Annotated in this window: 30 protein-coding genes and 1 pseudogene; 5 read left to right on the top strand and 26 right to left on the bottom strand. The window is 63.1% G+C overall.

Annotated features, from left to right (window positions below):
- Positions 1 to 2: 2 nt before the first annotated feature.
- The 21 genes and pseudogenes from nuoN to KDC96_RS04320 all read right to left on the bottom strand — a co-directional run bounded on the left by nuoN (position 3) and on the right by KDC96_RS04320 (position 18,159).
- Positions 3 to 1,481 (bottom strand): NADH-quinone oxidoreductase subunit NuoN, encoded by a 1,479-nt coding sequence (gene nuoN, locus KDC96_RS04420; protein WP_212451024.1) that lies wholly within the window; start codon positions 1,479 to 1,481, stop codon positions 3 to 5.
- The gene (locus tag KDC96_RS04415; RefSeq protein ID WP_212451023.1) at positions 1,481 to 3,016 is read right to left on the bottom strand and encodes an NADH-quinone oxidoreductase subunit M; all 1,536 of its coding nucleotides are present in this window, start codon (positions 3,014 to 3,016) and stop codon (positions 1,481 to 1,483) included. Before KDC96_RS04415 ends, nuoN begins: the two co-directional genes overlap by 1 nt.
- Before the next feature lie 11 nt (positions 3,017 to 3,027).
- On the bottom strand, positions 3,028 to 5,022 hold the full coding sequence (gene nuoL / locus KDC96_RS04410) for an NADH-quinone oxidoreductase subunit L (RefSeq protein WP_212451021.1): 1,995 nt from the start codon (positions 5,020 to 5,022) through the stop codon (positions 3,028 to 3,030).
- A gap of 6 nt (positions 5,023 to 5,028) precedes the next feature.
- Positions 5,029 to 5,334, bottom strand: a complete 306-nt coding sequence (gene nuoK / locus KDC96_RS04405) for an NADH-quinone oxidoreductase subunit NuoK (RefSeq protein WP_212451019.1) — start codon at positions 5,332 to 5,334, stop codon at positions 5,029 to 5,031.
- A complete protein-coding gene (locus KDC96_RS04400) occupies positions 5,331 to 5,954 on the bottom strand; it encodes an NADH-quinone oxidoreductase subunit J (RefSeq protein ID WP_212451017.1) in 624 nt (207 codons plus the stop codon). The genes nuoK and KDC96_RS04400 overlap by 4 nt, the downstream gene beginning before the upstream one ends.
- A gap of 144 nt (positions 5,955 to 6,098) precedes the next feature.
- Positions 6,099 to 6,587, bottom strand: a complete 489-nt coding sequence (nuoI, locus tag KDC96_RS04395; RefSeq protein ID WP_212451015.1) for an NADH-quinone oxidoreductase subunit NuoI — start codon at positions 6,585 to 6,587, stop codon at positions 6,099 to 6,101.
- Positions 6,584 to 6,961 (bottom strand): hypothetical protein, encoded by a 378-nt coding sequence (locus KDC96_RS04390; RefSeq protein WP_212451013.1) that lies wholly within the window; start codon positions 6,959 to 6,961, stop codon positions 6,584 to 6,586. Before KDC96_RS04390 ends, nuoI begins: the two co-directional genes overlap by 4 nt.
- Positions 6,958 to 8,004 (bottom strand): NADH-quinone oxidoreductase subunit NuoH, encoded by a 1,047-nt coding sequence (gene nuoH, locus KDC96_RS04385; RefSeq protein WP_212451011.1) that lies wholly within the window; start codon positions 8,002 to 8,004, stop codon positions 6,958 to 6,960. Before nuoH ends, KDC96_RS04390 begins: the two co-directional genes overlap by 4 nt.
- A gap of 100 nt (positions 8,005 to 8,104) precedes the next feature.
- A pseudogene (gene nuoG, locus KDC96_RS04380) lies at positions 8,105 to 10,122 on the bottom strand (NADH-quinone oxidoreductase subunit NuoG).
- Positions 10,115 to 10,489, bottom strand: a complete 375-nt coding sequence (locus tag KDC96_RS04375; protein ID WP_212451009.1) for a hypothetical protein — start codon at positions 10,487 to 10,489, stop codon at positions 10,115 to 10,117. Before KDC96_RS04375 ends, nuoG begins: the two are co-directional and overlap by 8 nt.
- 127 nt (positions 10,490 to 10,616) lie before the next feature.
- Positions 10,617 to 11,909, bottom strand: coding sequence for an NADH-quinone oxidoreductase subunit NuoF (gene nuoF / locus KDC96_RS04370; protein WP_212451007.1), 1,293 nt, complete (start codon positions 11,907 to 11,909; stop codon positions 10,617 to 10,619).
- Positions 11,896 to 12,084: a hypothetical protein gene (locus tag KDC96_RS04365; RefSeq protein ID WP_212451005.1), complete on the bottom strand. Its 189-nt coding sequence runs from the start codon at positions 12,082 to 12,084 to the stop codon at positions 11,896 to 11,898. The genes nuoF and KDC96_RS04365 overlap by 14 nt, the downstream gene beginning before the upstream one ends.
- On the bottom strand, positions 12,081 to 12,233 hold the full coding sequence (locus KDC96_RS04360; RefSeq protein ID WP_212451003.1) for a hypothetical protein: 153 nt from the start codon (positions 12,231 to 12,233) through the stop codon (positions 12,081 to 12,083). Before KDC96_RS04360 ends, KDC96_RS04365 begins: the two co-directional genes overlap by 4 nt.
- Before the next feature lie 6 nt (positions 12,234 to 12,239).
- Entirely contained in the window at positions 12,240 to 12,908 is a 669-nt protein-coding gene (gene nuoE / locus KDC96_RS04355; protein WP_212451001.1) for an NADH-quinone oxidoreductase subunit NuoE, read from the bottom strand.
- Positions 12,901 to 13,341, bottom strand: a complete 441-nt coding sequence (locus KDC96_RS04350) for a hypothetical protein (protein WP_212450999.1) — start codon at positions 13,339 to 13,341, stop codon at positions 12,901 to 12,903. Before KDC96_RS04350 ends, nuoE begins: the two co-directional genes overlap by 8 nt.
- Positions 13,342 to 13,349: 8 nt before the next feature.
- On the bottom strand, positions 13,350 to 14,561 hold the full coding sequence (locus KDC96_RS04345) for an NADH-quinone oxidoreductase subunit D (RefSeq protein WP_212450997.1): 1,212 nt from the start codon (positions 14,559 to 14,561) through the stop codon (positions 13,350 to 13,352).
- Positions 14,558 to 14,845: a hypothetical protein gene (locus tag KDC96_RS04340; protein ID WP_212450995.1), complete on the bottom strand. Its 288-nt coding sequence runs from the start codon at positions 14,843 to 14,845 to the stop codon at positions 14,558 to 14,560. The genes KDC96_RS04345 and KDC96_RS04340 overlap by 4 nt, the downstream gene beginning before the upstream one ends.
- Positions 14,842 to 15,609 (bottom strand): NADH-quinone oxidoreductase subunit C, encoded by a 768-nt coding sequence (locus KDC96_RS04335; protein ID WP_212450994.1) that lies wholly within the window; start codon positions 15,607 to 15,609, stop codon positions 14,842 to 14,844. Before KDC96_RS04335 ends, KDC96_RS04340 begins: the two co-directional genes overlap by 4 nt.
- 10 nt (positions 15,610 to 15,619) lie before the next feature.
- Positions 15,620 to 16,150: an NADH-quinone oxidoreductase subunit B family protein gene (locus KDC96_RS04330; protein WP_212452395.1), complete on the bottom strand. Its 531-nt coding sequence runs from the start codon at positions 16,148 to 16,150 to the stop codon at positions 15,620 to 15,622.
- 71 nt (positions 16,151 to 16,221) lie between these two features.
- Positions 16,222 to 16,596 (bottom strand): NADH-quinone oxidoreductase subunit A, encoded by a 375-nt coding sequence (locus KDC96_RS04325; RefSeq protein WP_212452397.1) that lies wholly within the window; start codon positions 16,594 to 16,596, stop codon positions 16,222 to 16,224.
- Positions 16,597 to 16,728: 132 nt separating this feature from the next.
- Positions 16,729 to 18,159: a coniferyl aldehyde dehydrogenase gene (locus KDC96_RS04320; RefSeq protein WP_212450992.1), complete on the bottom strand. Its 1,431-nt coding sequence runs from the start codon at positions 18,157 to 18,159 to the stop codon at positions 16,729 to 16,731.
- Between the two features lie 161 nt (positions 18,160 to 18,320).
- Here KDC96_RS04320 and KDC96_RS04315 point away from each other — a divergent pair, with 161 nt between their 5' ends.
- On the top strand, positions 18,321 to 19,517 hold the full coding sequence (locus tag KDC96_RS04315) for an acetyl-CoA C-acyltransferase (protein WP_212450990.1): 1,197 nt from the start codon (positions 18,321 to 18,323) through the stop codon (positions 19,515 to 19,517).
- Positions 19,518 to 19,597: 80 nt separating this feature from the next.
- Entirely contained in the window at positions 19,598 to 20,002 is a 405-nt protein-coding gene (locus KDC96_RS04310; RefSeq protein WP_212450988.1) for a hypothetical protein, read from the top strand.
- A 53-nt stretch (positions 20,003 to 20,055) separates the two neighbouring features.
- Here KDC96_RS04310 and KDC96_RS04305 read toward each other — a convergent pair whose 3' ends face one another.
- The gene (locus tag KDC96_RS04305; protein ID WP_212450986.1) at positions 20,056 to 20,541 is read right to left on the bottom strand and encodes an SH3 domain-containing protein; all 486 of its coding nucleotides are present in this window, start codon (positions 20,539 to 20,541) and stop codon (positions 20,056 to 20,058) included.
- A gap of 117 nt (positions 20,542 to 20,658) precedes the next feature.
- Here KDC96_RS04305 and KDC96_RS04300 point away from each other — a divergent pair, with 117 nt between their 5' ends.
- From KDC96_RS04300 to KDC96_RS04290, 3 genes are all read left to right on the top strand, one after another.
- Positions 20,659 to 21,672, top strand: a complete 1,014-nt coding sequence (locus tag KDC96_RS04300; protein WP_212450985.1) for a D-glycerate dehydrogenase — start codon at positions 20,659 to 20,661, stop codon at positions 21,670 to 21,672.
- A gap of 131 nt (positions 21,673 to 21,803) precedes the next feature.
- Complete coding sequence (locus tag KDC96_RS04295) at positions 21,804 to 23,063, top strand: ammonium transporter (protein WP_212452387.1); 1,260 nt, start codon at positions 21,804 to 21,806, stop codon at positions 23,061 to 23,063.
- 15 nt (positions 23,064 to 23,078) lie between these two features.
- Positions 23,079 to 23,594 (top strand): YkgJ family cysteine cluster protein, encoded by a 516-nt coding sequence (locus tag KDC96_RS04290; protein WP_212450983.1) that lies wholly within the window; start codon positions 23,079 to 23,081, stop codon positions 23,592 to 23,594.
- A 3-nt stretch (positions 23,595 to 23,597) separates the two neighbouring features.
- Here KDC96_RS04290 and KDC96_RS04285 read toward each other — a convergent pair whose 3' ends face one another.
- The 4 genes from KDC96_RS04285 to fabA all read right to left on the bottom strand — a co-directional run bounded on the left by KDC96_RS04285 (position 23,598) and on the right by fabA (position 26,893).
- Positions 23,598 to 24,233, bottom strand: a complete 636-nt coding sequence (locus KDC96_RS04285; RefSeq protein WP_249171918.1) for an alpha/beta fold hydrolase — start codon at positions 24,231 to 24,233, stop codon at positions 23,598 to 23,600.
- 78 nt (positions 24,234 to 24,311) lie between these two features.
- Positions 24,312 to 25,106, bottom strand: a complete 795-nt coding sequence (locus KDC96_RS04280) for an enoyl-ACP reductase (RefSeq protein WP_249171917.1) — start codon at positions 25,104 to 25,106, stop codon at positions 24,312 to 24,314.
- 38 nt (positions 25,107 to 25,144) lie between these two features.
- Positions 25,145 to 26,374: a beta-ketoacyl synthase N-terminal-like domain-containing protein gene (locus KDC96_RS04275; RefSeq protein WP_212450981.1), complete on the bottom strand. Its 1,230-nt coding sequence runs from the start codon at positions 26,372 to 26,374 to the stop codon at positions 25,145 to 25,147.
- Positions 26,375 to 26,383: 9 nt separating this feature from the next.
- Positions 26,384 to 26,893 carry a bifunctional 3-hydroxydecanoyl-ACP dehydratase/trans-2-decenoyl-ACP isomerase gene (gene fabA / locus KDC96_RS04270; RefSeq protein ID WP_212450979.1) on the bottom strand — a complete coding sequence of 170 codons (510 nt, stop codon included), beginning with the start codon at positions 26,891 to 26,893 and terminating at the stop codon, positions 26,384 to 26,386.
- Positions 26,894 to 26,938: the final 45 nt, after the last annotated feature.

Raw genomic sequence — 26,938 nt, 5'->3', positions numbered from 1 at the left:
GATTACACCGCGAGAAACAAAGCGCCAGCGGCCTTGTCGGCGAGATCGGTCAGCGACGGCGTCAGCAGATATCCCAGCGGCGATATGATCGCGGCGGTCAGGAACAGCAGCACCCAATGCGCGGGGCCGCTCTTGCCGGTGACGAGATCGACGGGTTCGTCGAAGAACATCACCTTAACAAACTTGATGTAATAGAACGCGCCGATCACGCTTGCGGCGATGGCAATCGCGGCAAAGGCGATCAGGCCCGCTTCGACGGTTGCCTGGAAGATCACGAACTTGCTGTAGAAACCGAGCAGCGGCGGGATGCCGGCGAGGCTGAACATCAGCAGCAGCAGCGCCCAGGCGATCGCGGGCTGGGTCACCGCGAGGCCGCGGATATCGCCGAAGGTCTCGAACAGTTCGCCCGAGTCGCTGCGTAACATCAGCAATGCCACGAAGCTGCCGAGGCTCATCGCGACATAGATGAACAGGTAGACCAGCATTGCGCTGGCCCCCGCCTCGTTCGCGACCGCGAGTCCGAGCAGGATGAAGCCGACATTGTTGATTGAGGAATAGGCGAGCAGGCGCTTGAGGTTTTCCTGACCGATCGCTCCCAATGCACCGAACACGATCGAAGCGAGCGCCGCGAACATCACGATTTGCTGCCATGCCAATGTCTGCCCACCGAACACGTCGAACACTACGCGCGCGGTCAGCGCCACGGCAGCCACCTTGGGCGCGGTCGAGAAGAACGCGGTGACCGGCGTCGGTGCGCCTTCGTATACGTCCGGGGTCCACATGTGGAACGGCACTGCGGCGATCTTGAACGCGAGGCCTGCCAGCACGAAGATCAGCCCGAACAGCGCACCGGTGGCGAGCTCGCCGCTGAGCCCTTCGCGCACCGTTGCGAAATCGGTTCCGCCGGTGAACCCGTACAACAGGCTCATGCCGTAGAGCAGGATGCCCGATGCGAGCGCGCCGAGGACAAAGTATTTCAGACCCGCTTCGGCAGAGCGTGTGTCCCGGCGCAGGATCGCGGCGAGGACATAGGCGGCAAGACTGTTGAGTTCGAGGCCCATGTAGAGCGTCATGAAATCGGTGGCCGAAACCATGATGCTCATGCCCAGCACCGCGAACAGGATCAGCACCGGATACTCCGCGCGCATCCCGCGCTCCGGCCCGGCAGACGGGCTGGCGAAGAACGGTGCGGCGACCATCAGGCAGCCGATCGCGGCGAGATAGATCAGCGCCTTGGCGAACATTGCAAAGCTGTCGACGGTCAGCAGCCCGCCGAACGCGATCGTGTCGGGGCCGTCGGTGCCGAAGTGAAGACCCGGAACCAGCATGAAGCCCGCGCCGAACAGCACGGCAGCGGCGGCGATTGCGATCGGGCGAGCGGCCATGTCCCCGCCCCATGCGGTGGCGAGCAGCAGGATCAGGCCCGCGCCCGTGATGAGCAATTCAGGCGCGATCAGCGTGAAGGATGCGGCGAAGTCCATCAGTGGTCTCCCTCCGCATGGTCAATGAAATTTGCCGCTTCGGCACGCGGCTCGCCCTGCGCGAGCTGACTGTCGCTCGGCGGAGCAGCCGAAGCGATCCGCGCGTCGAGCGCGGCGATGTCGGCGCGCATCGGGGCCAGGAAGCTCTCGGGATAGACACCCATCCACAGCACCACCGCAGCAATGGGAGCCATCATCGCCCATTCGCGCGGTGAAATGTCGGGCATGGCGGCGGCATCCTCGTTCTTCTGAATGCCGAACGCGACCCGGCGATAGAGATAGAGCATGTAGGCCGCGCCCAGGATGATCCCGGTGGTGCAGATCAGCGCCACCCAGGTCGAGACCTGGTAGATGCCCGCCAGCGACAGAAATTCGCCGACGAAGCCGCTGGTGCCCGGCAGGCCGATGCTCGCCATGGTGAACAGCATGAAGAACAGTGCGTAATACGGCATGTTGATCGACAGGCCGCCGTAACGCTCGATCTCGCGGGTGTGCAGCCGGTCGTAGATCACGCCGACGCACAGGAACAATGCGCCCGACACGAGGCCGTGCGACAGCATCACGATCATCGCGCCCTCTAGCCCCTGAATGTTGAACGCGAACAGGCCGACCGTCACGATCGCCATGTGCGCCACGCTCGAATAGGCGATCAGCTTCTTCATGTCGTGCTGAACCAGCGCCACCAGCGAGGTGTAGACCACCGCTACCATCGACAGCGCGAAGACGAACCATGCGAGCTGCGCGGAAGCTTCCGGGAACATCGGCAGGCTGAAGCGGATGAAGCCGTATCCGCCCAGCTTCAGCAGCACCCCGGCAAGGATCACCGAACCCGCAGTCGGCGCCTGGACGTGCGCATCGGGCAGCCAGGTGTGGAACGGCCACATCGGCACCTTCACGGCGAAACTCGCGAAGAAGGCCAGCCACAGCCATGTCTGCGCGCCCGCCGGGAAATCGTACTGCATCAGCGTCGGAATGTCGGACGTGCCCGCTTCGGCCACCATCCAGAACATCGCGATCAGCATCAGCACCGATCCGAGCAGCGTATAGAGGAAGAACTTGTAGCTCGCGTAGATCCGGTTATCGCCGCCCCAGACGCCGATGATCAGGTACATCGGGATCAGGCCCGCCTCGAAGAACACATAGAACAGGAACAGGTCCTGCGCGGCGAAGGTGCCGATCATCAGCGTTTCCATGAACAGGAACGCCGCCATGTATTCGCCCACGCGCTTGGTGATCGATGTCCAGCTGGCCAGGATGCAGATCGGCATCAGGAACACGCTGAGCATGATCAGCATCAGCGCGATCCCGTCGATCCCCAGCGCATAGCTGAAGCCCGCGAACAGCTCGGCGCGCTCGGTAAACTGCCACTGCGCCCCGCCGATCTCGTAAGTCGCCCACAGCAGGCAGCCGAGCACGAAGGTGACCAGCGTCGCGCCCAGCGCGATCCAGCGCGAGGCGGACCCGGCGAACAGGCAGGCCAGCGCACCGGCCAGCGGAACGAGCATCATGACCGAAAGAATGGGAAGACCTTCCATTGCCCCGCCCCCTACAACAGCACGTAGGTGACGGCGGCGATCAGCCCAAGCAGCATGATCAGCGCATAGGTGTAGAGATAGCCCGACTGGATCGACTTGGCCGCGACCGAGCCACGCTGCACTGCCCAGGCGACGCCGTTGGGCCCGAAGCGATCGATCGTGCCGATATCGCCGAGCTTCCAGAACTGGCGACCGATCCAGAATGCGGGCTTCACGAAGATCGCGTCGTAGAGTTCGTCGAAGTACCACTTGTTGAAGACGAACTTGTGCAGCCACGGGAAGGTCGCGACGAACTTCGCGGGGATCTCGGGCTTGGCGATATAGGCATAATAGGCGCCTGCGAAGCCGAGGATCATCACCACAAACGCCGAGTACTTCACCCAATACGGCACGGCATGCATCGCGTGGATCAGGTTCTCGTTGTAGAAAATCGAACCGGCCCAGAATGCCGCATCGTCGAGGAAGCTGGGTGCGAAGACCTGCCCGGCGGCGACAGCGCCAACCGCCAGCAGGGCGAGCGGGACCAGCATCGAGTATGGGCTTTCGTGCGGGTGGTAGCCGCCGGTCGTGTCCGCACCCGCTTCTTCGGGCGTCTTGTGGACCGAATGCTGGATATGCTCGCTCTCGATCCAGCGCGGTTTGCCCCAGAAGGTAAGGAACATCAGCCGCCAGCTGTAGAAGCTCGTGAGCAGAGCGGCGGTAACGCCAAGCCAGAACGACATGACCGAGATGTCGGTGCCGCGCGCAAACGCGACCTCGAGCACAGCATCCTTCGACCAGAAACCCGCAAAACCGACGCCGAGGTGATAAACGCCCAGCCCGGTGATCGCGAGTGTACCCGCCAGCATGGCGTAGAAGGTGAAGGGAATCTGCTTACGCAGGCCACCGTAATACCGCATGTCCTGCTCGTGGTGCATCGCGTGGATGACCGAGCCTGCACCAAGGAACAGCAGCGCCTTAAAGAATGCATGCGTAAACAGATGGAACATCGCAACGCCATAGGCACCGACACCAGCGGCGAAGAACATATAGCCCAGCTGCGAGCAGGTCGAATAGGCGATCACCCGCTTGATGTCCCATTGCGTCGTGCCGATGGTCGCGGCGAAGAAGCAGGTGGCCGCTCCGATGACCGTCACAATCGCCAGAGCGGTCGGCGCGGTTTCGAACATCGGGGAAAGGCGGCAGACCATGAACACGCCTGCGGTCACCATCGTCGCTGCGTGGATCAGCGCGGAAACCGGCGTCGGCCCTTCCATCGCATCGGGCAGCCAGGTGTGCAGGAACAGCTGCGCCGATTTCCCCATCGCGCCGATGAACAGCAGGATGCACAGGATATCCATCGTGTAGAGGCGCACGCCGAGGAACCCGATGGTCGCGCCCGACATGGCAGGCGCGGCTTCGAGGATTTCGGTGATCGAGGTCGTCTGGAATACCAGATAGGTGCCGAAAATACCGAGCATGAAGCCGAGATCGCCCACTCGGTTGACCACGAAAGCCTTGATCGCGGCAGCCCCGGCGCTCGGCTTCTTGAACCAGAAGCCGATCAGCAGGTAGCTCGCGAGGCCCACACCTTCCCATCCGAAGAACATCTGGACGAGGTTGTCGGCGGTCACCAGCATCAGCATCGCGAAGGTGAACAGCGAGAGGTAGGAGAAGAAGCGCGGTTGATCCGGGTCTTCCTCCATGTATCCCCACGAATAGAGGTGCACGAGCGCCGAGACGGTGTTGATGACGACCAGCATCACGGCGGTGAGCGCATCCACGCGCAGCGCCCAGTCGAAAGTCAGCGTGCCCGACTTCACCCATTCGAGCACCGGCACCACTTCGGCCGCCTGGGTCCCGCCCAGGAACCCGAGGAAGATCGGCCAGCTGAGGATCGCGGAAACGAACAGCGCGCCGGTCGTGATCGACTTGGCCGCGACATTGCCGAGCATCCGGTTGCCCAGCCCTGCGACGATCGAGGCGATGAGCGGCAGGAAGACGATGAGGAGGATTTGGGTCTGCACCGGTGCTTATCCCTTCATCCGGTTCACATCGTCGACCGCGATGGTTCCGCGCCCGCGATAATAGATGACAAGGATCGCCAGCCCGATGGCAGCTTCGGCTGCGGCGACGGTCAGAACCAGCATCGCGAACACCTGACCGATCAGATTGTCCATGAAGGCGCTGAACGCGACGAGATTGATGTTCACCGCGAGCAAGATCAGCTCGACCGACATCAGGATCACGATCACGTTCTTGCGGTTGATGAAGATGCCCAGCACGCCGAGCACGAACAGGATCGCGCCGACGACGAGGTAGTGCTCGATCCCGATCACAGCTCGACCCCCTGCCCGATTTCCGGCTTCTTCATGACGGTGGCATCTTCGGGGCGGCGGCTGATCTGCTTGCCGATATCCTGCCGCGCGCGGGCACCCTGCTTGGGTTCGCGGTGGGTCAGCACGATCGCGCCGATCATCGCCACCAGCAGGATGATCCCGGCGACTTCGAACAGGAAGATGTAGGGGCCGTAGAGCAACCGCCCGATGGCCTCGATATTGCTTTCACCCGGACCTTGCACCGCCACGCTGTCGGCGGAGCCCAGCTCCAGTCCGCCCGCGCTGTAAGCTCCGATACCGAGCATCAGCTCGGCGAGCAGGATCGCTGCGACAGCCAGTCCCAACGGAAAGTTCTTCACGAACCCCGCGCGCATCGCGGCGAAGTCGATATCGAGCATCATCACCACGAACAGGAACAGCACCGCGACCGCGCCGACATAGACGATCACCAGCAGCATCGCGATGAACTCTGCGCCAACCAGCACCATCAGCCCGGCCGCGTTGAAGAAGGCCAGGATCAGCCACAGCACCGAGTGCACTGGGTTGCGCGACATGATGACCATGACCGCGCTGGCGATCACGAGGCCTGCAAAAAGGTAGAAGGCGATGGCCTGTATCATGGTGTGTCTTGGCCGGTCCCGTCACCCCGGCGAAGGCCGGGGTCCAGAAAGCGGCAATGTGATCCCTGGTTAGCTGGATCCCGGCCTGCGCCGGGATGACGATGAAAGACTCGTGAGTACCCCTGTTGCGTCTTGCGCACGCCCCTAGCGATAGGGCGCATCGGCTTCAAGATTGGCCGCGATGGCCCGTTCCCATTTGTCACCATTCGCGAGCAGTTTGGCCTTGTCATAGAGCAGCTCCTCGCGGGTTTCGGTGGCGTATTCGAAGTTCGGTCCCTCGACGATCGCATCGACCGGGCAGGCCTCCTGGCAGAAGCCGCAATAGATGCACTTCGTCATGTCGATGTCGTAACGCGTGGTGCGGCGGCTGCCGTCTTCGCGCGGTTCGCTCTCGATCGTGATCGCCTGCGCGGGGCAGACGGCTTCGCACAGCTTGCAGGCGATGCAGCGCTCTTCGCCATTGGGATAGCGACGCAGCGCATGCTCCCCGCGAAAGCGCGGGCTCAGAGCGTTCTTCTCGAACGGGTAGTTGATCGTCACCTTGGGCTTGAAGAAATACTTCAAGGTCTTGGCGTGCGCCTTGAGGAATTCCCACAGGGTGAACGATTTGAGGAGCTGGGTTGCGGTGGTCATGCCTGATCGGCCTTCCCGTTATTCGAATTCACACAAGTGGCATGCCCTTGAGATGCAACAACACCTTCGCCGTTCCTTCCTCGATAGTCGATCAGCATCCAAGTGACCTTCGACCAATCAGAGTCCAAAGTGAGCTGAAGTTGAGCAGTGGGCATATCTGCATAGTCAGCCAAGACCAGCATGTTCCCGTTTGACTGTTGGTGGCTCCTTTGCCCTATCGTTCCTGCAAAAGGACCGCCCTTTCCCGCGAACTTCTGATCTTTTGCGCTAAGAGCAAAAGAGACTTCACGCTCATCCTGCAAAGCGCCCGATGTCTCTGTTCCGCTACATTGCAAAAGAATGGCAGCCGAGGCGAGAATTGAGATGCCAATCATCCGAAATGCCCCGTAGCCATCAGGTAGCCGCTGATCAGCGCAACGAAGAGAAGGCTCATCGGCAGGAACACTTTCCAGCCCAACCGCATCAGCTGGTCATAGCGGTACCGCGGGACGGTCGCCCATATCCAGCTGAACAGGAAGAAGAAGAAAAACGTCTTGAGCAGGAACCACACGATCCCAGGCACATAATACAGCGGCGCCCACTCGATCGGGGGCAGCCATCCGCCCATGAACAGCAGCGTGCACAGCGAGCACATCAGCAGGATATTGGCGTATTCGCCGAGCCAGAACAGCGCGAAGGCCATGCTCGAATATTCGGTCTGGTACCCGGCGACGAGCTCGGATTCGGCCTCGGTCAGGTCGAACGGCGCGCGCGCGGTTTCGGCCAGCGCGCTGATGAAGAACACCACGAACATCGGGAACAACAGCGGGTGCACGAAATGCGCGTTGACGATGCCGAGGCCGAAGCCCTTCTGGCTCATCACGATCTCGCTCATGTTGAACGAGCCGACAAACAGCACGACGCAAACCAGCACAAAGCCGATCGAGACCTCGTAGGAGATCATCTGCGCGGCGGCGCGCATGGCGGAGAAGAACGGATATTTCGAGTTCGACGCCCACCCGCTCATCACCACGCCGTAAACGCCGAGCGAGGAGATCGCGAGGATGTAGAGCAGCCCGACATTGATGTCGGCCAGCACCATGCCTGCATCGAACGGGATCACCGCCCAAGCGGCGAGCGCGACGGTGAAAGTGATGATCGGCGCGAGCAGGAAGATGCCCTTGTTCGCTGCGCTCGGGATGATGGTTTCCTGCAGGAACACCTTGAGCCCGTCCGCAAACGACTGGAGCAGCCCGAACGGCCCGACCACGTTCGGCCCGCGCCGCAACATGATCGCGCCCAGCACCTTGCGGTCGACATAGATCACCATCGCGACGGCGAACATGACCAGCAGCGAGATCACGATAATCCCGGTCAGCGTCGCGACGGTCCAAGCCCATTCGTAGGGCATGCCGAAGGATTGGAAGAATTCGGTCACTCGCAATTCCCCTTTGTGAGCTCCTGCGAAAGCAGGAGCCTAGCTGCGAGGTTGGAAGCTGGATTCCTGCGTTCGCAGGAAATTGTGCAGGGCATCGAAATCACTCCGCCGCCTCCTTGATCTCGTCGGCGTGCAGCAGCTCGGCCGAGCATTGCTGCATCACCGCGCTCGCACGGGCGATCGGGTTGGTGAGGTAGAAATCGGCGATCGGGTAGGCGCTGATCGCGCCTTCGAACTTTGCGCCGCTGTCCGCCTTGGGCAGCGCTCCGTAATCTGCCAGGCCTTCCTCACCCAGCGCAGGGACTTCTACGATCATCTTGCTCTGCAACTCGCCAAAGCTGTCGAACCCGACGCTCACGCCCAGCGCATCGGCCAGCGCGCGTAGGATCGTCCAGTCTTCGCGCGCGTCACCCGGTGCGAACACCGCTTTCTCCGCAAACTGCACCCGGCCTTCGGTGTTGACGTAGGTCCCGTCCTTCTCGGCATAGCTCGCCGCCGGCAGGATCACGTCCGCCGCATGGGCGCCTGTGTCGCCGTGGTGGCCGATATAGACCTTGAGGCTGTCGGCGAAGGGTTCGTAATCCATCTCGTCCGCGCCGAGGCTGAGCAGCACCTTGGGCTAGCCGCTGCGAGGTCGGCCATGCCGCCTTCGACAGTGAAATCGAGCATCAGCGAGCCCATCCGCGCCGCGCTCATGTGCAGCACGTTGAAGCCGTTCCACCCATCCTTCACGAGGCCGAACTTGTCGACCAGCTTGAGCGCCGCGCCGAGCGCGCCCTGCGCCAAGGCCGCGCCGCCAAGGATCACCGCCGGACGCTCGGCCGCCTTCATCGCGTCGCCGAAGTCCTTGGGCACGCGGTTCAAAACCTTGAGGTCTTCGCCGAGGAAGGTCGCCGGGTAGGTCGTCTCCCATGCCGGGCCGATCACATAGACCTTCGCGCCGTTCTTCGCCGCCTTGCGCAGGCGCGCATTGACGAGCGCGGCTTCCCAGCGAACGTGGCTGCCGACGATCAGAATGCAATCGGCGGTCTCGATCCCCGCCAGCGTCGAGTTGAAGTTCACCGCCGCGAGGTTCGACACGTCGTAAGTCATGCCGGTCTGCCGCGCTTCGACGAGGTCGCTGCCGCATGCCTTCAGCAGGGTCTTGGCGGCAAACATCGTCTCGCAATCGAGCATGTCGCCTGCGACAGCCGCGATGGACGATTTCTTGGAGCCAAGATGCGACGAAATGGCGTCAAAGGCTTCGTTCCAGTTCGATGCCTGCAGCTTCCCGCCCTTGCGCACGAACACCTTGTCGAGCCGCCGCTTGGTCAGGCCGTCGACCTGGTAGCGACCCTTGTCGCTGAGCCATTCCTCGTTGACGTCGTCATTGATGCGCGGGAGTGCGCGCATGACTTCGCGGCCCTTGGAATGCAGCGAGATATTGGCGCCAACCGCGTCCGACACATCGATGCTGAGCGTGCGCTTCAGCTCCCACGGGCGCGCCTCGAAGGCGTAGGGGCGTGACGTCAAAGCGCCGACCGGGCACAGGTCGATCACGTTGGCGCTGAGTTCATGCGACGCCGCCTGCTCCAGATAGGTCGTGATCTGCATGTCCTCGCCGCGATAGAGCGCGCCGATCTCGTCCACGCCCGCGATCTCCTCGGAGAAGCGGACGCAGCGGGTGCAGTGGATGCAGCGGGTCATGATCGTCTTGATCAGCGGGCCCATATACTTCTCGGTCACCGCGCGCTTGTTCTCGCGCTCGTAACGCGAACCGCCGCGCCCATAGGCCACCGCCTGGTCCTGCAGGTCGCATTCGCCGCCCTGGTCGCAGATCGGGCAGTCGAGCGGGTGGTTGATGAGCAGGAACTCCATCACCCCCTCGCGCGCCTTCTTGACCATCGGCGTGTCGGTGCGGATTTCCTGGTTATCGGCGGCGGGCAGCGCGCAGGAGGCCTGCGGCTTGGGCGGGCCGGGCTTCACTTCGACCAGGCACATGCGGCAATTGCCTGCAATGCTCAGCCGTTCATGATAGCAGAAGCGCGGGATTTCCTTGCCCGCAAGCTCGCACGCCTGCAGCACAGTCGCGCCTGCCGGGACCTCGATCTCTTCGCCGTCTACGGTGACTTTAGGCATCTGCTTTCACCAACCTGTCGATCTCGTAGGTATTTCTAATCGCTTCAAATTGGTCTTTTGGAACGAACATCTGCGTCTCGTCTGCGAAAATCTTGCTGTCGACTTTGGCCACGTCCTCGTAGGCACCGCAACGTGCAACAATCCGGCTTTCGATCTCGCGCCAACGCGGCATCGACGCCGGTTTGAGCTTCTTTCCCCTTTTGACTGCATCCGCCATGCTGAGCATGAACCGATGATCGGAGGTCTTGTACGCAACCTGATAAGCGCAGCGCCCCCAAGCCTCGACCGTTGGGGTTGCGGATATGCAAGCCGACGCTGGAACAGAAACCATACTGGCTAGAATTACAAAGGCGGGCAGCGTTCTCATTCCGCAGCCTCCATCATTCTCTCGTCATTGCGAGCGTAGCGAAGCAATCCAGAGCGTATCGCGCGGCGGCTCTGGATTGCCGCGTCGCTTCGCTCCTCGCAATGACGATGAAAAGTAGCGCCGCGCATCACTCCGCCGCCTCCGCGAATTGGGCGTTGTGCTCGTGGATGCGCTTTTCCAACTCGGGACGGAAGTGGCGGATCAGACCCTGGATCGGCCATGCCGCCGCGTCGCCGAGTGCGCAGATCGTGTGGCCTTCGACCTGCTTGGTTACCTCGTGCAGCATGTCGATTTCCTCGATCGCGGCATCACCAGTACGCAAGCGCTCCATCACGCGCCACATCCACCCGGTGCCTTCGCGGCAGGGCGTGCACTGGCCGCAGGATTCGTGCTTGTAGAAATAGCTGATGCGGCTAATCGCGCGGACGATATCGGTGGACTTGTCCATCACGATCACCGCTGCCGTGCCGAGGCCCGAGCCGAGCTCTTTCAGCCCGTCGAAATCCATCGGCGCATCCATGATCTGCTCGGCCGGGACCAGCGGGACCGAGGAACCGCCGGGGATTACTGCCAACAGATTGTCCCACCCGCCGCGAATGCCGCCGCAATGCTTCTCGATCAGCTCGCGGAAAGGGATGCTCATCGCTTCCTCGACCACGCAGGGCTGTTCGACATGGCCGCTGATCTGGAACAGCTTTGTCCCGGCGTTGTTCTCGCGCCCGAAGCTGGCGAACCAGCTACCGCCGCGCCGCAGGATCGTGGGGACCACCGCGATCGATTCCACGTTGTTGACCGTGGTCGGGCAGCCATAGAGACCCGCGCCCGCCGGGAATGGCGGCTTGAGACGCGGCTGGCCCTTCTTGCCTTCGAGGCTTTCGATCATCGCGGTCTCTTCGCCGCAGATATAGGCACCCGCACCGCGGTGCATGAACACGTCGAAATCGTAGCCCGAACCGCTGGCATTCTTGCCGATCAGACCGGCATCGTAGGCCTCGTCGATCGCCGCCTGAAGCGTCTCGGCCTCGCGGATATATTCGCCGCGAATGTAGATGTAGGCCGCACGCGCGCGCATCGCGAAACCGGCGACCAATGCGCCTTCGATCAGCTTGTGCGGATCGTGGCGGATGATCTCGCGGTCCTTGCACGATCCGGGCTCGGATTCGTCGGCATTGATGACGAGGAAGCTCGGGCGACCATCCCTGCTTTCCTTGGGCATGAACGACCATTTGAGACCGGTGGGGAAGCCTGCCCCACCCCGCCCGCGCAGGCCCGATGCCTTCATCTCGTCGATGATCGAATCCTGCCCACGCGCGATCAGCGCCTTGGTATCGTCCCAATCGCCGCGTGCCTGCGCTGCCTTCAGGCCCCAGTCCTGGAAGCCGTAGACATTGGTGAAGATGCGGTCCTTATCCGCGAGCATCGCTGCTTTCCTTTTTCTTCGCGGCCTTGAGCTGGCGCAGTGTCAGCACCTGCATGACCAGTCCGATCACCATCATCGCGATTCCGACTTCGCGGCTGCCGGTGGCGGCGATCATCGCGCCGCCGGCAAAGCCGACCAGTCCGGCGATCATCAAAGCTATGGTGCCGCCGTTCACGCGCCGCCCCCTGCGAGCGCTCCGCTCGAATAGAGGTAGCCCAGCACGGCGATGATCGCGATGATCACTCCAATACGGATCACGCCCATCAACACCTTGTAGGCGATGAAGGCGAGGCCGAGCGCGAGGAGGAGCGAGAGGATTTCCATAAGGGACTACCACTCGCCCCGGTAATCGTGGTTGGCGTCGACCATTTCCTTGAGCGTGGTCGGGCCGTCCTTGGGCTCGGACGTGTGCCGCCCCGGCTCCTGCGTGCCCGCCTTGGGCTGCTCGCCCTTCGCTAGCGCGTCGAGCACCGCGTCGAGCCGTTCCGGCGTCAGGTCCTCGTAATTGTCGTCGTTGATCTGGACCATCGGCGCGGTCGCGCAATTGCCCATGCATTCGACTTCGGTGAGGGTCCAGAGGCCGTCTTCGGACACCTCGCCCTTCTTCATCCCGCGCGCTTTGCAGGCGCTGATGATGTCATCGGAGCCGCGCAGCATGCACGGCGTCGTGCCGCAGACCTGCACGTGAAATTTCCCGACCGGCTTCAAGTTGTACATGAAATAGAACGTCGCGACCTCAAGCACGCGGATCACCGGCATGTCGAGATAAGCGGCGACATATTCGATCACCGGCAGCGGCAGCCAGCCCTGCGTATCGGTCTCTTCGCCGACCTGACGCTGCGCCAGGTCGAGCAGCGGCATCACCGCCGATTTCTGGCGGCCTTCAGGGTACTTGGCGATGTGATAGTCCGCCTGCGCCTTGTTCGCTTTGGTCCATGCGAAGGAACCCCAGCGTGCGCGCAGCTCGGGCGTATCGGGTGCGGGTGTGCGGTCAGCCATCCGTATTCTCCCCATTGGCGTTATCGCGACCGTGAAGTTGCGCGTTCGAATATGGGCCGAACTGCGTGAGCTGCACTTTGCCGGGCTGACCGTCATAGGAAGGTCGAAGCCAAAGGGAGTAGTGTTCCTTTCCGCACTGCCAGCGTGTAATGACGCCCGGGAAATCGCCCCGAGAATACTTCTTGCCGTAGGACTCGCAGCCAAGAAGTGTCGACAGAACGGTTTCCGGCTCCGGAATCTTCAGGGTGCCTCGCGGACCATTCTTCATCGGTACAACCAGGTCCGAAGCGGAGTCACGATTGCTTTTCTCGAGGGAGGACACAAAAGCATTCACCCCCTCGTAAAGCGGCCAAGAAGATACGTCCGCTTGCTCTTCGGCGTAAACCGCCGGTGCGGAAACGAGCGCAGCAAGCAACGCCCCTGGAATGATCACAGCATTCCTCACCGGTCGCACTCCCCAAACACAACATCGATCGCGCCGAGAATGGCGGTCGCGTCGGGGAGCATGTGGCCCTTGCTCATGAAATCCATCGCTTGCAGGTGACTGAACGCAGTCGGGCGGATCTTGCAGCGATACGGCTTGTTGCTGCCGTCGCTGACGAGATAGACGCCGAATTCGCCCTTGGGGCTCTCGGTCGCGACGTAGACTTCGCCCGCGGGCACGTGGAAGCCTTCGGTGTAAAGCTTGAAGTGGTGGATCAGGCTTTCCATCGACTGCTTCATCTCGCCGCGCTTGGGCGGGGAGACCTTCCCGTCGGTGCTGGCAACCGGACCCTGGGGCATGTCGCGGATGCACTGCTTGATGATCTTCGCGCTCTCGCGAACCTCGGCCACGCGGACCATAAAGCGGTCGTAGCAATCGGAGTTGGTGCCGACCGGAATGTCGAACTCCATTCGGTCATAGACATCGTAAGGCTGCGACTTTCGCAGATCCCACGGAATGCCCGCCGCGCGGATCATCGGGCCGCTGAAGCCCCAGGCGATCGCGTCGTCACGGCTGACCACGGCAATATCGACATTGCGCTGCTTGAAGATGCGGTTGTCGATCACGAGGCTCATCGCGTCGTCGAACAGCTGGAAGAAGCGGTTGTCGAGCCAGTCGCCGATATCGACCAGCAGCTTTTCCGGCACGTCCTGATGCACGCCGCCGGGGCGGAACCACGCCGAGTGCATCCGCGCGCCGCTCGCCCGCTCGAAGAAGTTCATGCAGTCTTCGCGCAGGTCCATGATCCACAGGTTCGGGGTGAACGCGCCGACATCGAGCACGTGCGCGCCCATGTTGAGCATGTGGTTGCAGATGCGGGTCAGCTCGGCGAACAGCACCCGCAGATACTGCGCGCGGATCGGCACCTCGAGGTTCAGCAACTTCTCGATCGCGAGCACGTAGGAGTGCTCCATGCACAGCGGCGAGCAGTAATCGAGCCGGTCGAAATACGGCAGCGCCTGCAGGTAGGTCTTGTGTTCGATCAGTTTCTCGGTGCCGCGATGGAGCAGGCCGACATGCGGGTCGATCCGCTCGATCACTTCGCCGTCGAGCTCCATGATCATCCGCAGCACGCCGTGCGCCGCGGGATGCTGCGGGCCGAAATTGATCGTGTAGTTGGTGATGACGTCGCCTTCGGTGGTCGGCGACTCCTCGATCTCGATACTCATTGGTCTTCCGCCGGCCCGCCGTCTTCGCTTCCGCCGAATTCCTCGTCGCCCGCGATCGGCATTTCCTGTTCGGCGAGGTCCTCGTACTCCTCGTCGGGCAATTGATCGTCCGCGAAACCTTCGTCATCGCCCCATTCGACCGAGGCGGGCGGCGGCGCGCTGGGTTTGCTCACCGCAGTCTCGGCCTCAGCTCCACTCTCTTCGGTCGCCTCGGGCTCATCGGAGCAGGCGATCGCGGCCAGCGGCAGCGCCGCGAGCATTGCAAGCCGGGTCAGGCGCATCATTCGCCCTCCTTGTCATCTTCTATGTCGATTTCGACCATGTCGGGCGGAACCGCCCGGGTGCCTTCCGCAGCATTTTCCTCGGCCTTGGCACCCGCGCCGGTATCGGCGGGCGTTTCGGTGACCTTGGGCTTGTCGACCTGGGGCGCCCCTTCGGCCTTTTCATCGCCGGGCAGGACGTAGTCGGACCCTTCCCACGGCGAGAGGAAATCGAACGTGCGCATGTCCTGCGCAAGTTCGACCGGTTCGTACACCACCCGCTTTTCCTCTTCGGAATAGCGCAGCTCTGTGTAGCCCGTCATCGGGAAGTCCTTGCGGAAGGGATGCCCTTCGAAACCGTAATCGGTGAGGATGCGCCGCAGATCCTTGTTGCCCGCAAAGGTGACGCCGTACATGTCGAACACCTCGCGTTCGAGCCAGCCCGCGTTGGGCCACAGCGTCGTGAGGGTCGGTACCGGCGTGGTCTCGTCGGTCGAGCATTTCACCATGACGCGGTGGTTTTTGGTGAGCGAGAGCAGCATGTAGACGCATTCGAACCGCTCCGGGCGGTCGGGATAGTCGGCCCCGGCGATTTCCATCAGCTGCTGGTACTTGTGCTCATCGCGCAGGATTTGCAGCACGTCCGCGATCGCCTCGCGCCTGACGGTGAGAATGATCTCGCCGTGCTGCTCTTCCGCGCGCTCGAGCCACACGCTGATGCTTTCCGATAGCGCGTCGATCACGCCGTCGTTCGAGGCGAATTTGGGGGCGGAGTGGAGTACGGCCATCGTCCGGACCTCAACGCTCGATCGTGCCGGCGCGGCGGATTTTCCGCTGCAGCTGCATCACGCCGTAGAGCAGCGCCTCGGCGGTGGGAGGGCATCCGGGCACGTAGATGTCGACCGGCACGATCCGGTCGCACCCGCGCACCACGGAATAGCTGTAATGGTAATAGCCGCCACCATTGGCGCAGCTACCCATGGAAATGACGTATTTCGGGTCCGACATCTGGTCGTAAACCTTGCGCAGCGCCGGGGCCATCTTGTTGCACAGCGTGCCGGCGACGATCATCAGGTCGGACTGACGCGGGGACGCGCGCGGGGCGGCGCCGAAACGCTCCATGTCGTAGCGCGGCATGTTGACGTGGATCATCTCGACCGCGCAGCAGGCCAGGCCGAAGGTCATCCACCAAAGCGAGCCGGTGCGCGCCCACTGGAACACGTCCTCGGTCGAGGTGAGCAGGAAGCCCTTGTCGTTGACCTCGGTCTGGAGCGCGTTGAAGTAGTCCGCATCGGGCTGCTTCACTTCGCCGCCCCTGGCCGTGGGCATGGTTGCAGCCGCCTCGGTCGCGCTGATCGGCGCGGTCGGCGGTGTGATGATCGTGCTGTTCGAAGAAGTGCTCATTCCCAGTCCAGAGCTCCCTTCTTCCATTCGTAGGTCAGACCGATCGCGAGGATGAACAGGAAGGTCATCATCCCGATCCATCCGACCCATTGCGTCTCGCCCAGGCTCACCGCCCAGGGGAACAGGAACGCGGCTTCGAGATCGAAGATGATGAAGCTGATCGCGACCAGATAGAACCGCACGTCGAACTGGCTGCGTGCATCCTCGAACGCGGGAAAGCCGCACTCGTATTCGGACAGCTTCTCGGCATCCGGATTGTGCACCCCGGTGAGGCGCGACACGCCCATCGGCAGGAACACGAACAGCACCGACAGGCCCAGTGCGATAAAAATGAAAAGCAGTATCGGGAGATACTGGCTGAGGTCGATCACGGCGATTTCCACTTGGCTTATCCCAGTAGCACGCCACTAGGCCCCTCGCCCGACCCGCGCAAGACCGCGAATCGGGCAAAACTGCGTATCGCTGTTGCGTCAAATCGAACGGAGCCGCCGCTCCGCCCGGTGCTATTTCATCATGCCGGCCGCAGCCTTTTCGGTCGCCTTGCCATAAGGCGGCTTGAACCCGCCGAGCTTCGCAATGTCGATCTTGGGCTGGTGATAGACCGCGCGGGCGTGGCTAAATTCCTTGAAGCCCTCGATCGCGTGGTAGCTGCCCATGCCCGACGGGCCGACCCCGCCGAACGGCAGATCCTCCATCGAGACGTGGAAAATCACGTCGTTGGTCGTGACCCCGCCAGAAATCGTGCGCGACAGCACCCGTTCCTGCTCTTCCCGGTCGTCGCCGAAATAATACAGGCCGAGCGGGCGGTCGTGCTCGTTGACGTAGTCGACCGCCTGGTCGACCGCCTTGTACGTCATCACCGGCAGGACCGGGCCGAAGATCTCCTCCTGCATCACCTTCATCCCGTCATTGACGTTCTTGAGGATCTTGAGCGGCATCTTGCGTTGGTTCGCGTTGGAGAAATCTTCTTCGCCGGGATTGACCTCGATCACCTCGGCACCCTTGTCGCGTGCATCCTCGACCAGCCCCTGCAGCCGTTCGAAGTGGCGATCGGACACGATCGAGGCATAATCGTCGTTCTCGAGCAGAGTGGGATACATGTTTTTCACACCGGTTGCGACGCCCGCGACCGCTTCGTCCTGCTTGTCTTCGGGCACGTACATGTAATCGGGCGCGAGGCAGATCTGCCCGGCATTCATCATCTTGCCCAGCGCAATCCGCTCGCCCGCCTTGGCGAAGTCGGCGCTACGCCCCATGATCACCGGCGACTTGCCACCCAGTTCAAGCGTGACCGGCACGAGGTTCTTCGACGCCGCCTCCATCACCTTGCGCCCGGTCGGGGTCGATCCGGTGAACACCAGGTGATCGAATGGCAGCTCGGAAAAGGCAGCGGCGACCTCTGGCCCGCCGGTAATGACTGCGACTTCGTCGGCGGTGAAATATTCCTCCACCAGCTCCGCCATCAGCAAGCTGGTGCGCTCGGTGAATTCGCTCGGCTTGATCATCGCGCGGTTGCCTGCCGCCAGCACCTGCATCAACGGGGCGAAGGCCAGATTGACGGGGAAGTTCCACGGGCTGAGGATACCGATCACGCCCTTGGGCTCATACCGCACCTCGGCTTTCGCGCCGAGCAGGCCAAGCGGAAACTGCACCGGCCGCTTGTCCGGTTTGGCCCACTTGTCCATGTGCTTGAGCGCGTGCTTTCCCGCGCCGACCGTCCCGGCAATATCGGTGAGCATCGATTGCTCCACCGCGCGATTGCCGAAATCCGCGCTCATCGCCCTGCACAGGTTCTCGCCATGCTCACGCAGCAGCGCCATGGCGCGTTTGATGCGGTCCTTGCGCATGTTCATCGATTCCGGCCGCGACGCGGTGAACGCCGCACGCTGGCGTTTCAGGATTGCTTCGAGCTCTTCGCGACGGTCGTCGGCCATGGTTCTCTCCCAGATGTAACCCGTTTCGATTTGCGATGCTTCTCGCGCAATCGGCCCGTCGTGACAAGCTCGCAGCCGTTGCGTCCAGACCGCGATTGCCATTGCCGCAGCGCAGCATTAGATGAAGTCGACCGCTTCTCCACAACCCCAAGGAAACCGCTATGGCCCAGTTCTCCGCCGCAGATCCGATCGTGATCCTCTCCTATGCACGCACCCCGATGGGCGGGATGCAAGGCGCGCTGTCGGATGTTTCCGCCACCGATCTGGGCGCGACCGCGGTCAAGGCGGCGGTCGAGCGGTCGGGCCTTTCGGGCGAAGACTTCGACCGCGCCTATATGGGCTGCGTGCTTCCTGCCGGGCTGGGTCAGGCCCCGGCACGGCAGGCGATGGTGAAGGCCGGCCTGCCCAAATCGGTGCAGGCCACCACCGTGAACAAGGTCTGCGGCAGCGGGATGCAGACGATCATCATGGGTGCCGAAGCGCTGGCCAGCGGGACCGTCGACGCGGTGGTTGCCGGCGGGATGGAGAGCATGACCAATGCGCCCTACCTGCTCAAGAAGCACCGTTCGGGCGCGCGGCTCGGCCACGACACGGCCTACGATCACATGTTCCTTGACGGGCTGGAGGACGCCTACGAGGAAGGCCGCGCGATGGGCACGTTCGCGCAGGACACCGCCAACGAATACCAGCTGACGCGCGAGGAGCAGGACGCGTATTCGATCGAGTCGCTGCGCCGCGCCAACGCCGCGATCGAAAGCGGTGCCTTTGCCGGTGAGGTCGTCCCCGTCACCTTCGCGACCCGCAAGGGAGAGGTTACGGTCGAGGTCGACGAGCAACCGGGCAAGGGCATGCCCGACAAGATCCCGCAGCTGCGCCCGGCTTTTGCCAAGGACGGCACGATCACGGCGGCAACCTCGAGCTCGATTTCGGACGGCGCGGCTGCGGTTGTGCTGACCCGCGAAAGCACCGCCCGGGAAAAGGGCGCCACGCCGGTTGCGAAGGTGGTCGCGATGGCTGCGCACGCCCGCGAACCCAAGGATTTCACCGTCGCGCCGGTCGGCGCGATCGAAAAGGTGCTCAAGCACGCAGGTTGGTCGATCGACGATGTGGACCTGTGGGAAGTCAACGAAGCGTTTGCCTGCGTCGCGATGTTCGCCATGCGCGACATCGGAATTCCGCATGACAGGATCAACGTCAACGGCGGTGCGACCGCGCTCGGCCACCCGATTGGTGCGAGCGGCACACGGATCGTGGTGACGCTGCTCAATGCGCTGAAATCACAGGGCAAGAAGCGCGGCGTGGCGAGCCTGTGCATCGGCGGCGGGGAAGCGACCGCAATCGCCGTCGAGCTGGTCTGACGCGTTCCAATCTCCTCGTCATTTCGGCTCCGGCGTGATAACTGACGCGCAGGGACGCATCGGAAAATGGGGAATTGACGATGAAGAAGTTCGCTACATTGGCTTGCACTGGCATTCTGGTGGCTTGTCAGCCGAGTGCTCCCGAAGAACCAGTTGCCGAGGAGACGGTGGTCGAAGAACCGGCTGTGGCCACAGTTGCGAACGGGTCTCCTGCGGGTACCTATATCGCAACAGCTGCAGATGGCTCGGAAACGACCACAGTGATAAACGCGGACGGAACTTATTCCGACACCGCTTCCGACGGAACGCTTATTGCCGAAGGTAACTGGGCTGTTGCCGATGGCAAGACCTGCTTCACGCCGACGAATGAAGGCGCGACCGCAATGTGCTTTACCGAAAGCGAACCGGCGGAAGATGGCTCATTCACAGCGACACCCGATGAAGGCGATCCGGTGACGGTTCGACCGGCACCACCCGCGATCTAGATGGGTTGATAGTAGAAGTGAGAGAAAGGGCGGCCTTGGGTCGCCCTTTCACGTTAGAGGTCTTCGTCGCCCCAGAGCCGGTCACGCAGGACCCATCCGCTTCTGCCCGCAACGTCTATCTCGCACCAGTTGCCATCGCAGCGAAGCAGCTTGCCGACAACGCCCGGCTCGGCGCGCCATTGCAGGGCGGATGTTGCATCGGCTGAAGCACGCATGTCGGCGAGCCCATCGCCGGTGATCAGAGCCGAGCGGTCGGGCGACAACTGGCTGCTCGCGACCCAGCCTTGCGCGCCATCGGGATCCTGGATCAGCCGCCAGCCTTCGCGCAGACGGACCACCTTCACCGGCAAGCCCTTGCGCTTGTAGACCCAGTCGATCTTGTATTCCTTGCTCGGGCCGACGCGCATGTTGACCTTGTCGAACCGGATCGACGCCCAATAGGGCACCTCGCGATCCTGCGCGCGCGCCGGATCGAGCACGATTACGGCTGCCAGCAGCAGGCCAAGGGCGGAAACGGCGATCAGGCGAAGAGCGTTCATCGACAGCGCAATAACCATGCCCGAGGGCACGCATCAAGCCGCCTTGAACGGTCGCGGGCACAAACCGAACGCAGCGGCCCTTGACCGAGCGGCCCAAGACCCATTAGCGCGCCCATCATGGCCCCGACCGATGCAGCACCGCAGTTTCCTTCCGGCAAACCCAGGGTGGTGTTGACGCGTCACCTGATGCCCTCGGTCGAAGCGCGGATGAGCGAGCTGTACGACGCGGTGCTCAACGAGGACGATCGGCCGATGAGCCGCGACGAGCTGATCGCGGCGATGCGGGATTGCGACGTGCTGGTCCCGACCGTGACCGACCGGATAGATGCGGGGATGATCGAAGCGGCGGGCGAACGGCTCAGGCTGATCGCCAATTTCGGCGCGGGCACGGAGCATATCGATCTCGAGGCGGCGGCGAAACGCAAGATCATCGTCACCAACACGCCCGGCGTGTTCACCGACGACACGGCTGACCTCGCGATGGCCGGCATCATCGGGGTTCCGCGCCGTATCCGCGAAGGCACTGGGCTGGTTCGCAGCGGCAAATGGACCGGCTGGGCGCCGTCGGGCCTGCTCGGACGCAAGATCGGCGGCAAGGTGCTGGGGATCGTGGGCATGGGCCGGATCGGGCAGGCGGTCGCGCACCGCGCGCGGGCCTTCGGGCTCAAGACCGCCTACTACAACCGCAAGCGCCTGCCCGAATCTGTCGAGCGTATGTTCGAGGCGCGCTTCGTGCCCGATCTCGACGATCTGGTGGCCGAGGCCGATATCCTGACGCTGCATTGCCCGCTGACCGACGAAACGCGCGGGATGATGGATGCCCGGCGGATCGCGCTGATGAAACCCGAAGCCAGCATCATCAACACCGCGCGCGGCGAGTTGATCGATCAGGAGGCGCTGATCGCGGCGCTCGAAGAGGGGCGGCTCGCGGGTGCGGGGCTCGATGTCTATCCCGACGAACCCAACGTCGATCGCCGCCTGATCCTGCACCCCAACGTCATGACCCTGCCGCATATCGGCAGCGCCACGGTCGAAGGGCGCGAGGCATCGGGGGAAAAGGTGATCGCCAATATCCGGTTCTGGGCCGATGGCCACCGCCCGCCCGACCAGGTGCTGACCGCACTGATTTAGGGGACAAGCGGCACCCCCACGCTTGCCGCCGTTCGGGGCTTGGTCTTACACCCGCGCACCGCCTTGATGGGGAGCGCTGCGTGAGACTTTTCGGTGCGATATCGGTTCCGGCTGCGGTCGCCTGCTCTTTGATGGCGGCCCCTGCGATTGCGCAGGTCCCTGCATTGACTACCAGCGACACCGGCGACACCGCCTGGATCATCGCCTCATCGGCGCTGGTGCTGATGATGACTCTGCCCGGTCTCGCGCTGTTCTATGGCGGACTCGTGCGGGCGAAGAACATGCTGTCGGTCGTGCTGCAATGCGCCAGCATCGCCGCGCTGGCCTCCTTGCTGTGGATCATCCTCGGCTACACCCTCGCCTTCGGACAGGTCAGCGATGGCTGGATCGGCGGCGGCAATGCGCTGATGCTGGCCGATCTCGGCACGATCCGCCCCGGCACTGCGGTGCCCGAAAGCGCGTTCGCCCTGTTCCAGATGACCTTTGCCGTGATCGCCCCCGCGCTGATGGTCGGCGCCTGGGTCGAGCGCGCGCGGTTCGCCTGGGTGCTCGGTTTCGCGGGCCTGTGGTCGCTGATCGTCTATGCCCCCGTGGCGCACTGGCTGTGGGGCGGCGGCTGGCTCGCCAGCACGTTCGGGACGCTGGACTTCGCCGGCGGGCTGGTGGTCCATACCACCGCCGGGGTGTCTGTCATCGTGGCGGTGCTGCTGCTGGGTCCGCGCAAGGGCTTTCCCGACAAGCCGATGCTCCCCCACGCTCCGTCATTGACGATGGTCGGTGCGGCGCTGCTGTGGACCGGGTGGTTCGGGTTCAACGGCGGATCGGCGCTCGGCGCGAACGACAATGCCGCCTCGGCGATCCTGTCGACCCACATCGCTGCCAGCGCCGCAGCGCTGACCTGGCTGCTGACCGAGCGGATCATGGTGGGCAAGCCCACCAGCGTAGGCTGGGCGACCGGTGCCATTGCCGGGCTGGCGACGATCACGCCGGCGGCGGTGTTCGTATCGCCCGGCGCCGCGATCGTGTTCGGCGTGCTCGGTTCGCTGGTCTGCTACGGCGCGATCCAGCTGGTGAAGCAGCGCTGGAAGATCGACGATTCGCTCGATGTGTTCGCGGTGCACGGTGTCGGCGGCATGGTGGGAACGCTGCTGCTCGCGGTGTTCCTCGCGCCCGCACTCGGCGGAACCGGTTATTTCGGCGGTGCGACCATGGCCAGCCAGCTCGGCGCGCAGGCGATCGGGATCGGCGTGGTCGCGGTATGGAGCGCAGTGGGCAGCGCGATCATCGCGCTGATGGTGAGCCTCGTCTTCCCGATGCGGGTGAGCGACGACGACGAGACCGAGGGGCTCGACATCGCGGCGCACGGCGAGCGCGCATACGACTTCGATTGATGCTATGCGGTCAGTGTGACCGGCGAACCAGCACCCGAAACGCTCTGTGTCCAGTGCGGCCTGTGCTGCAACGGCGCGCTGTTCGACTACGGGCCGCTCGAATCCCGTGAGGTGGCCGACAAGCGCGAGGCGGGGCTCGCCGTGCTCGAAAAGGACGGCAAGGCCGGCTTCGCCCTGCCCTGCCCCCAGCTCGATGGCGCGGTGTGCAAGGTGTATGACAAGCGCCCGGAAACCTGCCGTGCCTATCGCTGCGAAACTCTGAAGGCTCTGGCGAATGGTCGCATTTCATTCGCCGAGGCGGTCGGACGGGTGGACCAGGGGCTGGCCGCGCTGGCGCAGGTCCACGCCCACCTGCCCCCCGGTTCGAGCGCCACCGACGCCCGCCGGCTGCGGCGTCAGGCTGCCCAGTCCGAGGCTTCCGCCACGCTCAATGCCTCGCCGATGCTGATGATGGCGCTGGGAATGCTCGATCTCGTGCTCGACCAGCACTTCCGCAAACCCGACCAGCGACAGGTGATGCCGGTGGAATGATCTTCAAGCCAGTTCGGTGCGCAGTTCGTCCATCAGCCTGCTGATGGCACGCCGGGAACACCCCAGTTCGAAATGACGAAATGGCAATTCAATTTGCCGGTCGGATTCATCGATGTCTCCACGCGCACACTCCGCAGCGACAATTCCATCGCGAGGAGACCAGAAGGCTAGAGTGCGAACCGGCGGCTTCGCGGAGATATCCTCCGGGAACGGAGGAGCGTCGACCTTGTGATGATTCAACCGTTCGTACATTCGCCACGCATGGTTGGCTCGGCGATTGCCAGAGAATGGTGATCCGAGGGTGATGACCATGGCCACGCATTCTGGCCGACGATGGGCAAGCAGGCGCGCATACATCCCGCCGAGGCTCCAACCGAGCACGATAACCTTTTGATCCGCAAGCGAGGCAATATCGCTGAGGCGTTGCTCGACCCTCGCAACCGTATCCGCACTGACCGTGACGTTGAACGGTTCCTCCCACCCAGACGGATCGAACCCGGCCTGTTGCAACGTTGCCCTCAGGAATGCGGTTGCCCGGTCTCCCGATAGCATACCAGGGATTACGAGGATCGGTCGTCCCTGCCCAAACGGGACTGGGGCTTCCGCCTTGCGAAAAGGCGCGGCCAGCACCTTGGGCACCGCGACAAGCTCATTGGCCCATCGCCATAGTGACGGTGGTTTGCTCAATGTCGGATCAATCCTGCTCGACCCAGGGACTCAGAGATTGTCGTGTTGCGGCATGCCCAGCACGTGGAAGCCGCCGTCCACGCGGATGATCTCTCCGGTGGTGCAGGCCCCGGCTTCGGAACACAGATAGACCGCCGTGCCGCCCACCGCTTCGAGCGTCGCGTTGCTGCGCAAAGGTGCGTTGGCCTCGGTGTGCTTGAACGTCCTGCGCGCCCCGCCGATCGCGCTGCCGGCCAGCGTTTTCATCGGGCCTGGGCTGATCGCGTTGACGCGGACGCCTTCGGGGCCGAGATCGTTGGCGAGATACCGCACCGCCGCTTCCAGCGCCGCCTTGGCCACGCCCATGACGTTGTAGTTGGGAGTGACGCGATTGGAGCCCATGTAGCTCAGCGTCAGCAGGGTCCCGCCGTGTTCCACCATCATCGGATGCGCGCGCCGCGCCACCTCGATGAAGCTGTAGGCGGAGATATCCATCGAATTCTTGAAGTTTTCCCGCGAGGTATCGAGGATGCGGCCCGTGAGTTCCGACTTGTCGGAATAGGCGATGGCGTGGATCAGGAAATCCAGCCTGCCCCAGCGCTGCTGCAAAGTGCCGAAGGCGGCATCGAGCGACGCGTCGTCGGTAACGTCGACGTCGAGCATGAAGTCCGATCCGACGCTTTGGGCCAGGGGAGCCAACCGCTTGCCGAACGCTTCGCCCTGATAGGTAAAGGCCAGTTCCGCGCCCGCCTCGGCGCAGGCCTTGGCTATACCCCAGGCAATCGAGCGATCGTTGGCCACGCCCATCACGAGCCCGCGTTTTCCTGAAAGCACGCCCATCTTCATTCACCTCGCTCGCCGGCAATCGGTCCGGCGCTGTCGCTTCACCCGTGAAACTTCGACAACAGCATCGTGCCGTTGGTGCCGCCAAACCCGAACGAATTGGTCATCACCGTATCGAGACCGGCGTTTTCGACATACGCGGTGGCGATCTCCTCCGGTTTCAGCGCCGGATCGAGCGTCTCGACATTGATCGACGGAATGATGAAATCGTGCTCGAGCGCCAGCAGGCAATAGACCGCCTCCTGCGCGCCGGTGGCGCCCTGGCTGTGCCCGGTCATCGACTTGGTCGAACTGACGGGCGGTGTAGCGCCTTCGCCGAACACCCGACGCACCGCCTCGATCTCTCCGACATCGCCGACCGGGGTCGAGGTGCCGTGGGCGTTGATATAGCTGACCGTGCGATCCTCGCCGAGCGTCCGCAGCGCGCCGCGCATCGCCCGCTCACCGCCCTCGCCCGACGGCGCGACCATGTCGGCCCCGTCGGACGTGGCGCAGAAGCCCGTAACCTCGGCATAGATCCTCGCACCGCGCGCCTGCGCATGGTCGAGACTTTCGAGCACCACGATCGCGCCGCCTCCGCCGATCACGAACCCGTCGCGGTCGGCGTCGAACGCGCGGGAGGCGCGCGCGGGCGTGTCGTTATACTTGCTCGACATCGCTCCCATCGCATCGAACAGGCACGACAGCGTCCAGTCCAGTTCTTCGCCGCCGCCTCCGAACATCACATCCTGCTGGCCCAGCGCAATCTGCTGCGCGGCCATGCCGATGCAGTGCAGCGAGGTCGAACAGGCCGAGGTGATCGAGAAGTTCATCCCCTTGATCTGATAGGCGGTGGCGAGGTTTGCGCTGATGGTGGAGGACATCGTCTTCGGCACCGCGAACGGACCGATACGCTTGGTGGCTCCAGTGGTCAGAACCGTCTGATGCGCTGCGAACATCGCCGAGGTCGAAGGTCCGCCCGATCCGGCGATCACCCCGGTCATCGGATTGACGATGTCCGTTTCCTCCAGCCCGGCATCGGCGATCGCCTGACCCATCGCGATGTAGGCATAGGCCGCTCCAGGGCCCATGAAGCGCAAAGTGCGCTTGTCCACATGCTCGGCTACGTCGAGGTTCACCGCCCCCGCGACCTGCGAGCGAAAGCCGTGTTCGGCCATGTCCTCGTTGAAAGTGATGCCCGATCGCCCCGCCTTGAGCGAAGCCAGCACCTCTTCTGCATTGTTGCCAATCGAGGATACGATCCCCAGCCCTGTTATGACGACGCGACGCATTGTGTCCTCTCACGCCTCCGACAAGGCGACTTTCATATCCTTGACCTGATAGATGACTTCACCATCGGCCTCCACCCGGCCATCGGCCACCCCCATGGTCAAACGGCGCGATTGCACTGCCTTGGTGAAATCGACGTAATAAGTCAGCATCTTGCGGTCGGGCCGCACCATTCCGGTCAGCTTGACCTCGCCGACACCCAGAGCATAGCCGCGCCCCTGCCAGCCACGCCAGCCCAGATTGAAGCCGGTGAGCTGCCACAAGCCGTCGAGGCCGAGGCAGCCGGGCATGATCGGATTGCCGGGGAAATGGCATTCGAAAAACCACAGGTCGGGCGTGATGTCGAACTCCGCGACCACGTGGCCCTTGCCATGTTCGCCGCCGTCGCCGGAGATCTCGGTGATCCGGTCCATCATCAGCATCGGCGGCGCCGGCAATTGCGCGTTGCCCGGGCCGAACAGGTCGCCCCGCGCGCATTTCAACAGATCGTCTCGGTCAAAACTGGTTGGAAAATCTGTCATTCCAGGCGGTACCCCTCACCTTTGTGCCCTGTGTTCGAGGCTGCG

It is taken from the genome of Erythrobacter sp. JK5, assembly GCF_018205975.1.
GTDB lineage: Bacteria > Pseudomonadota > Alphaproteobacteria > Sphingomonadales > Sphingomonadaceae > Erythrobacter.
This window is presented reverse-complemented; position numbering and strand designations above follow the sequence as displayed.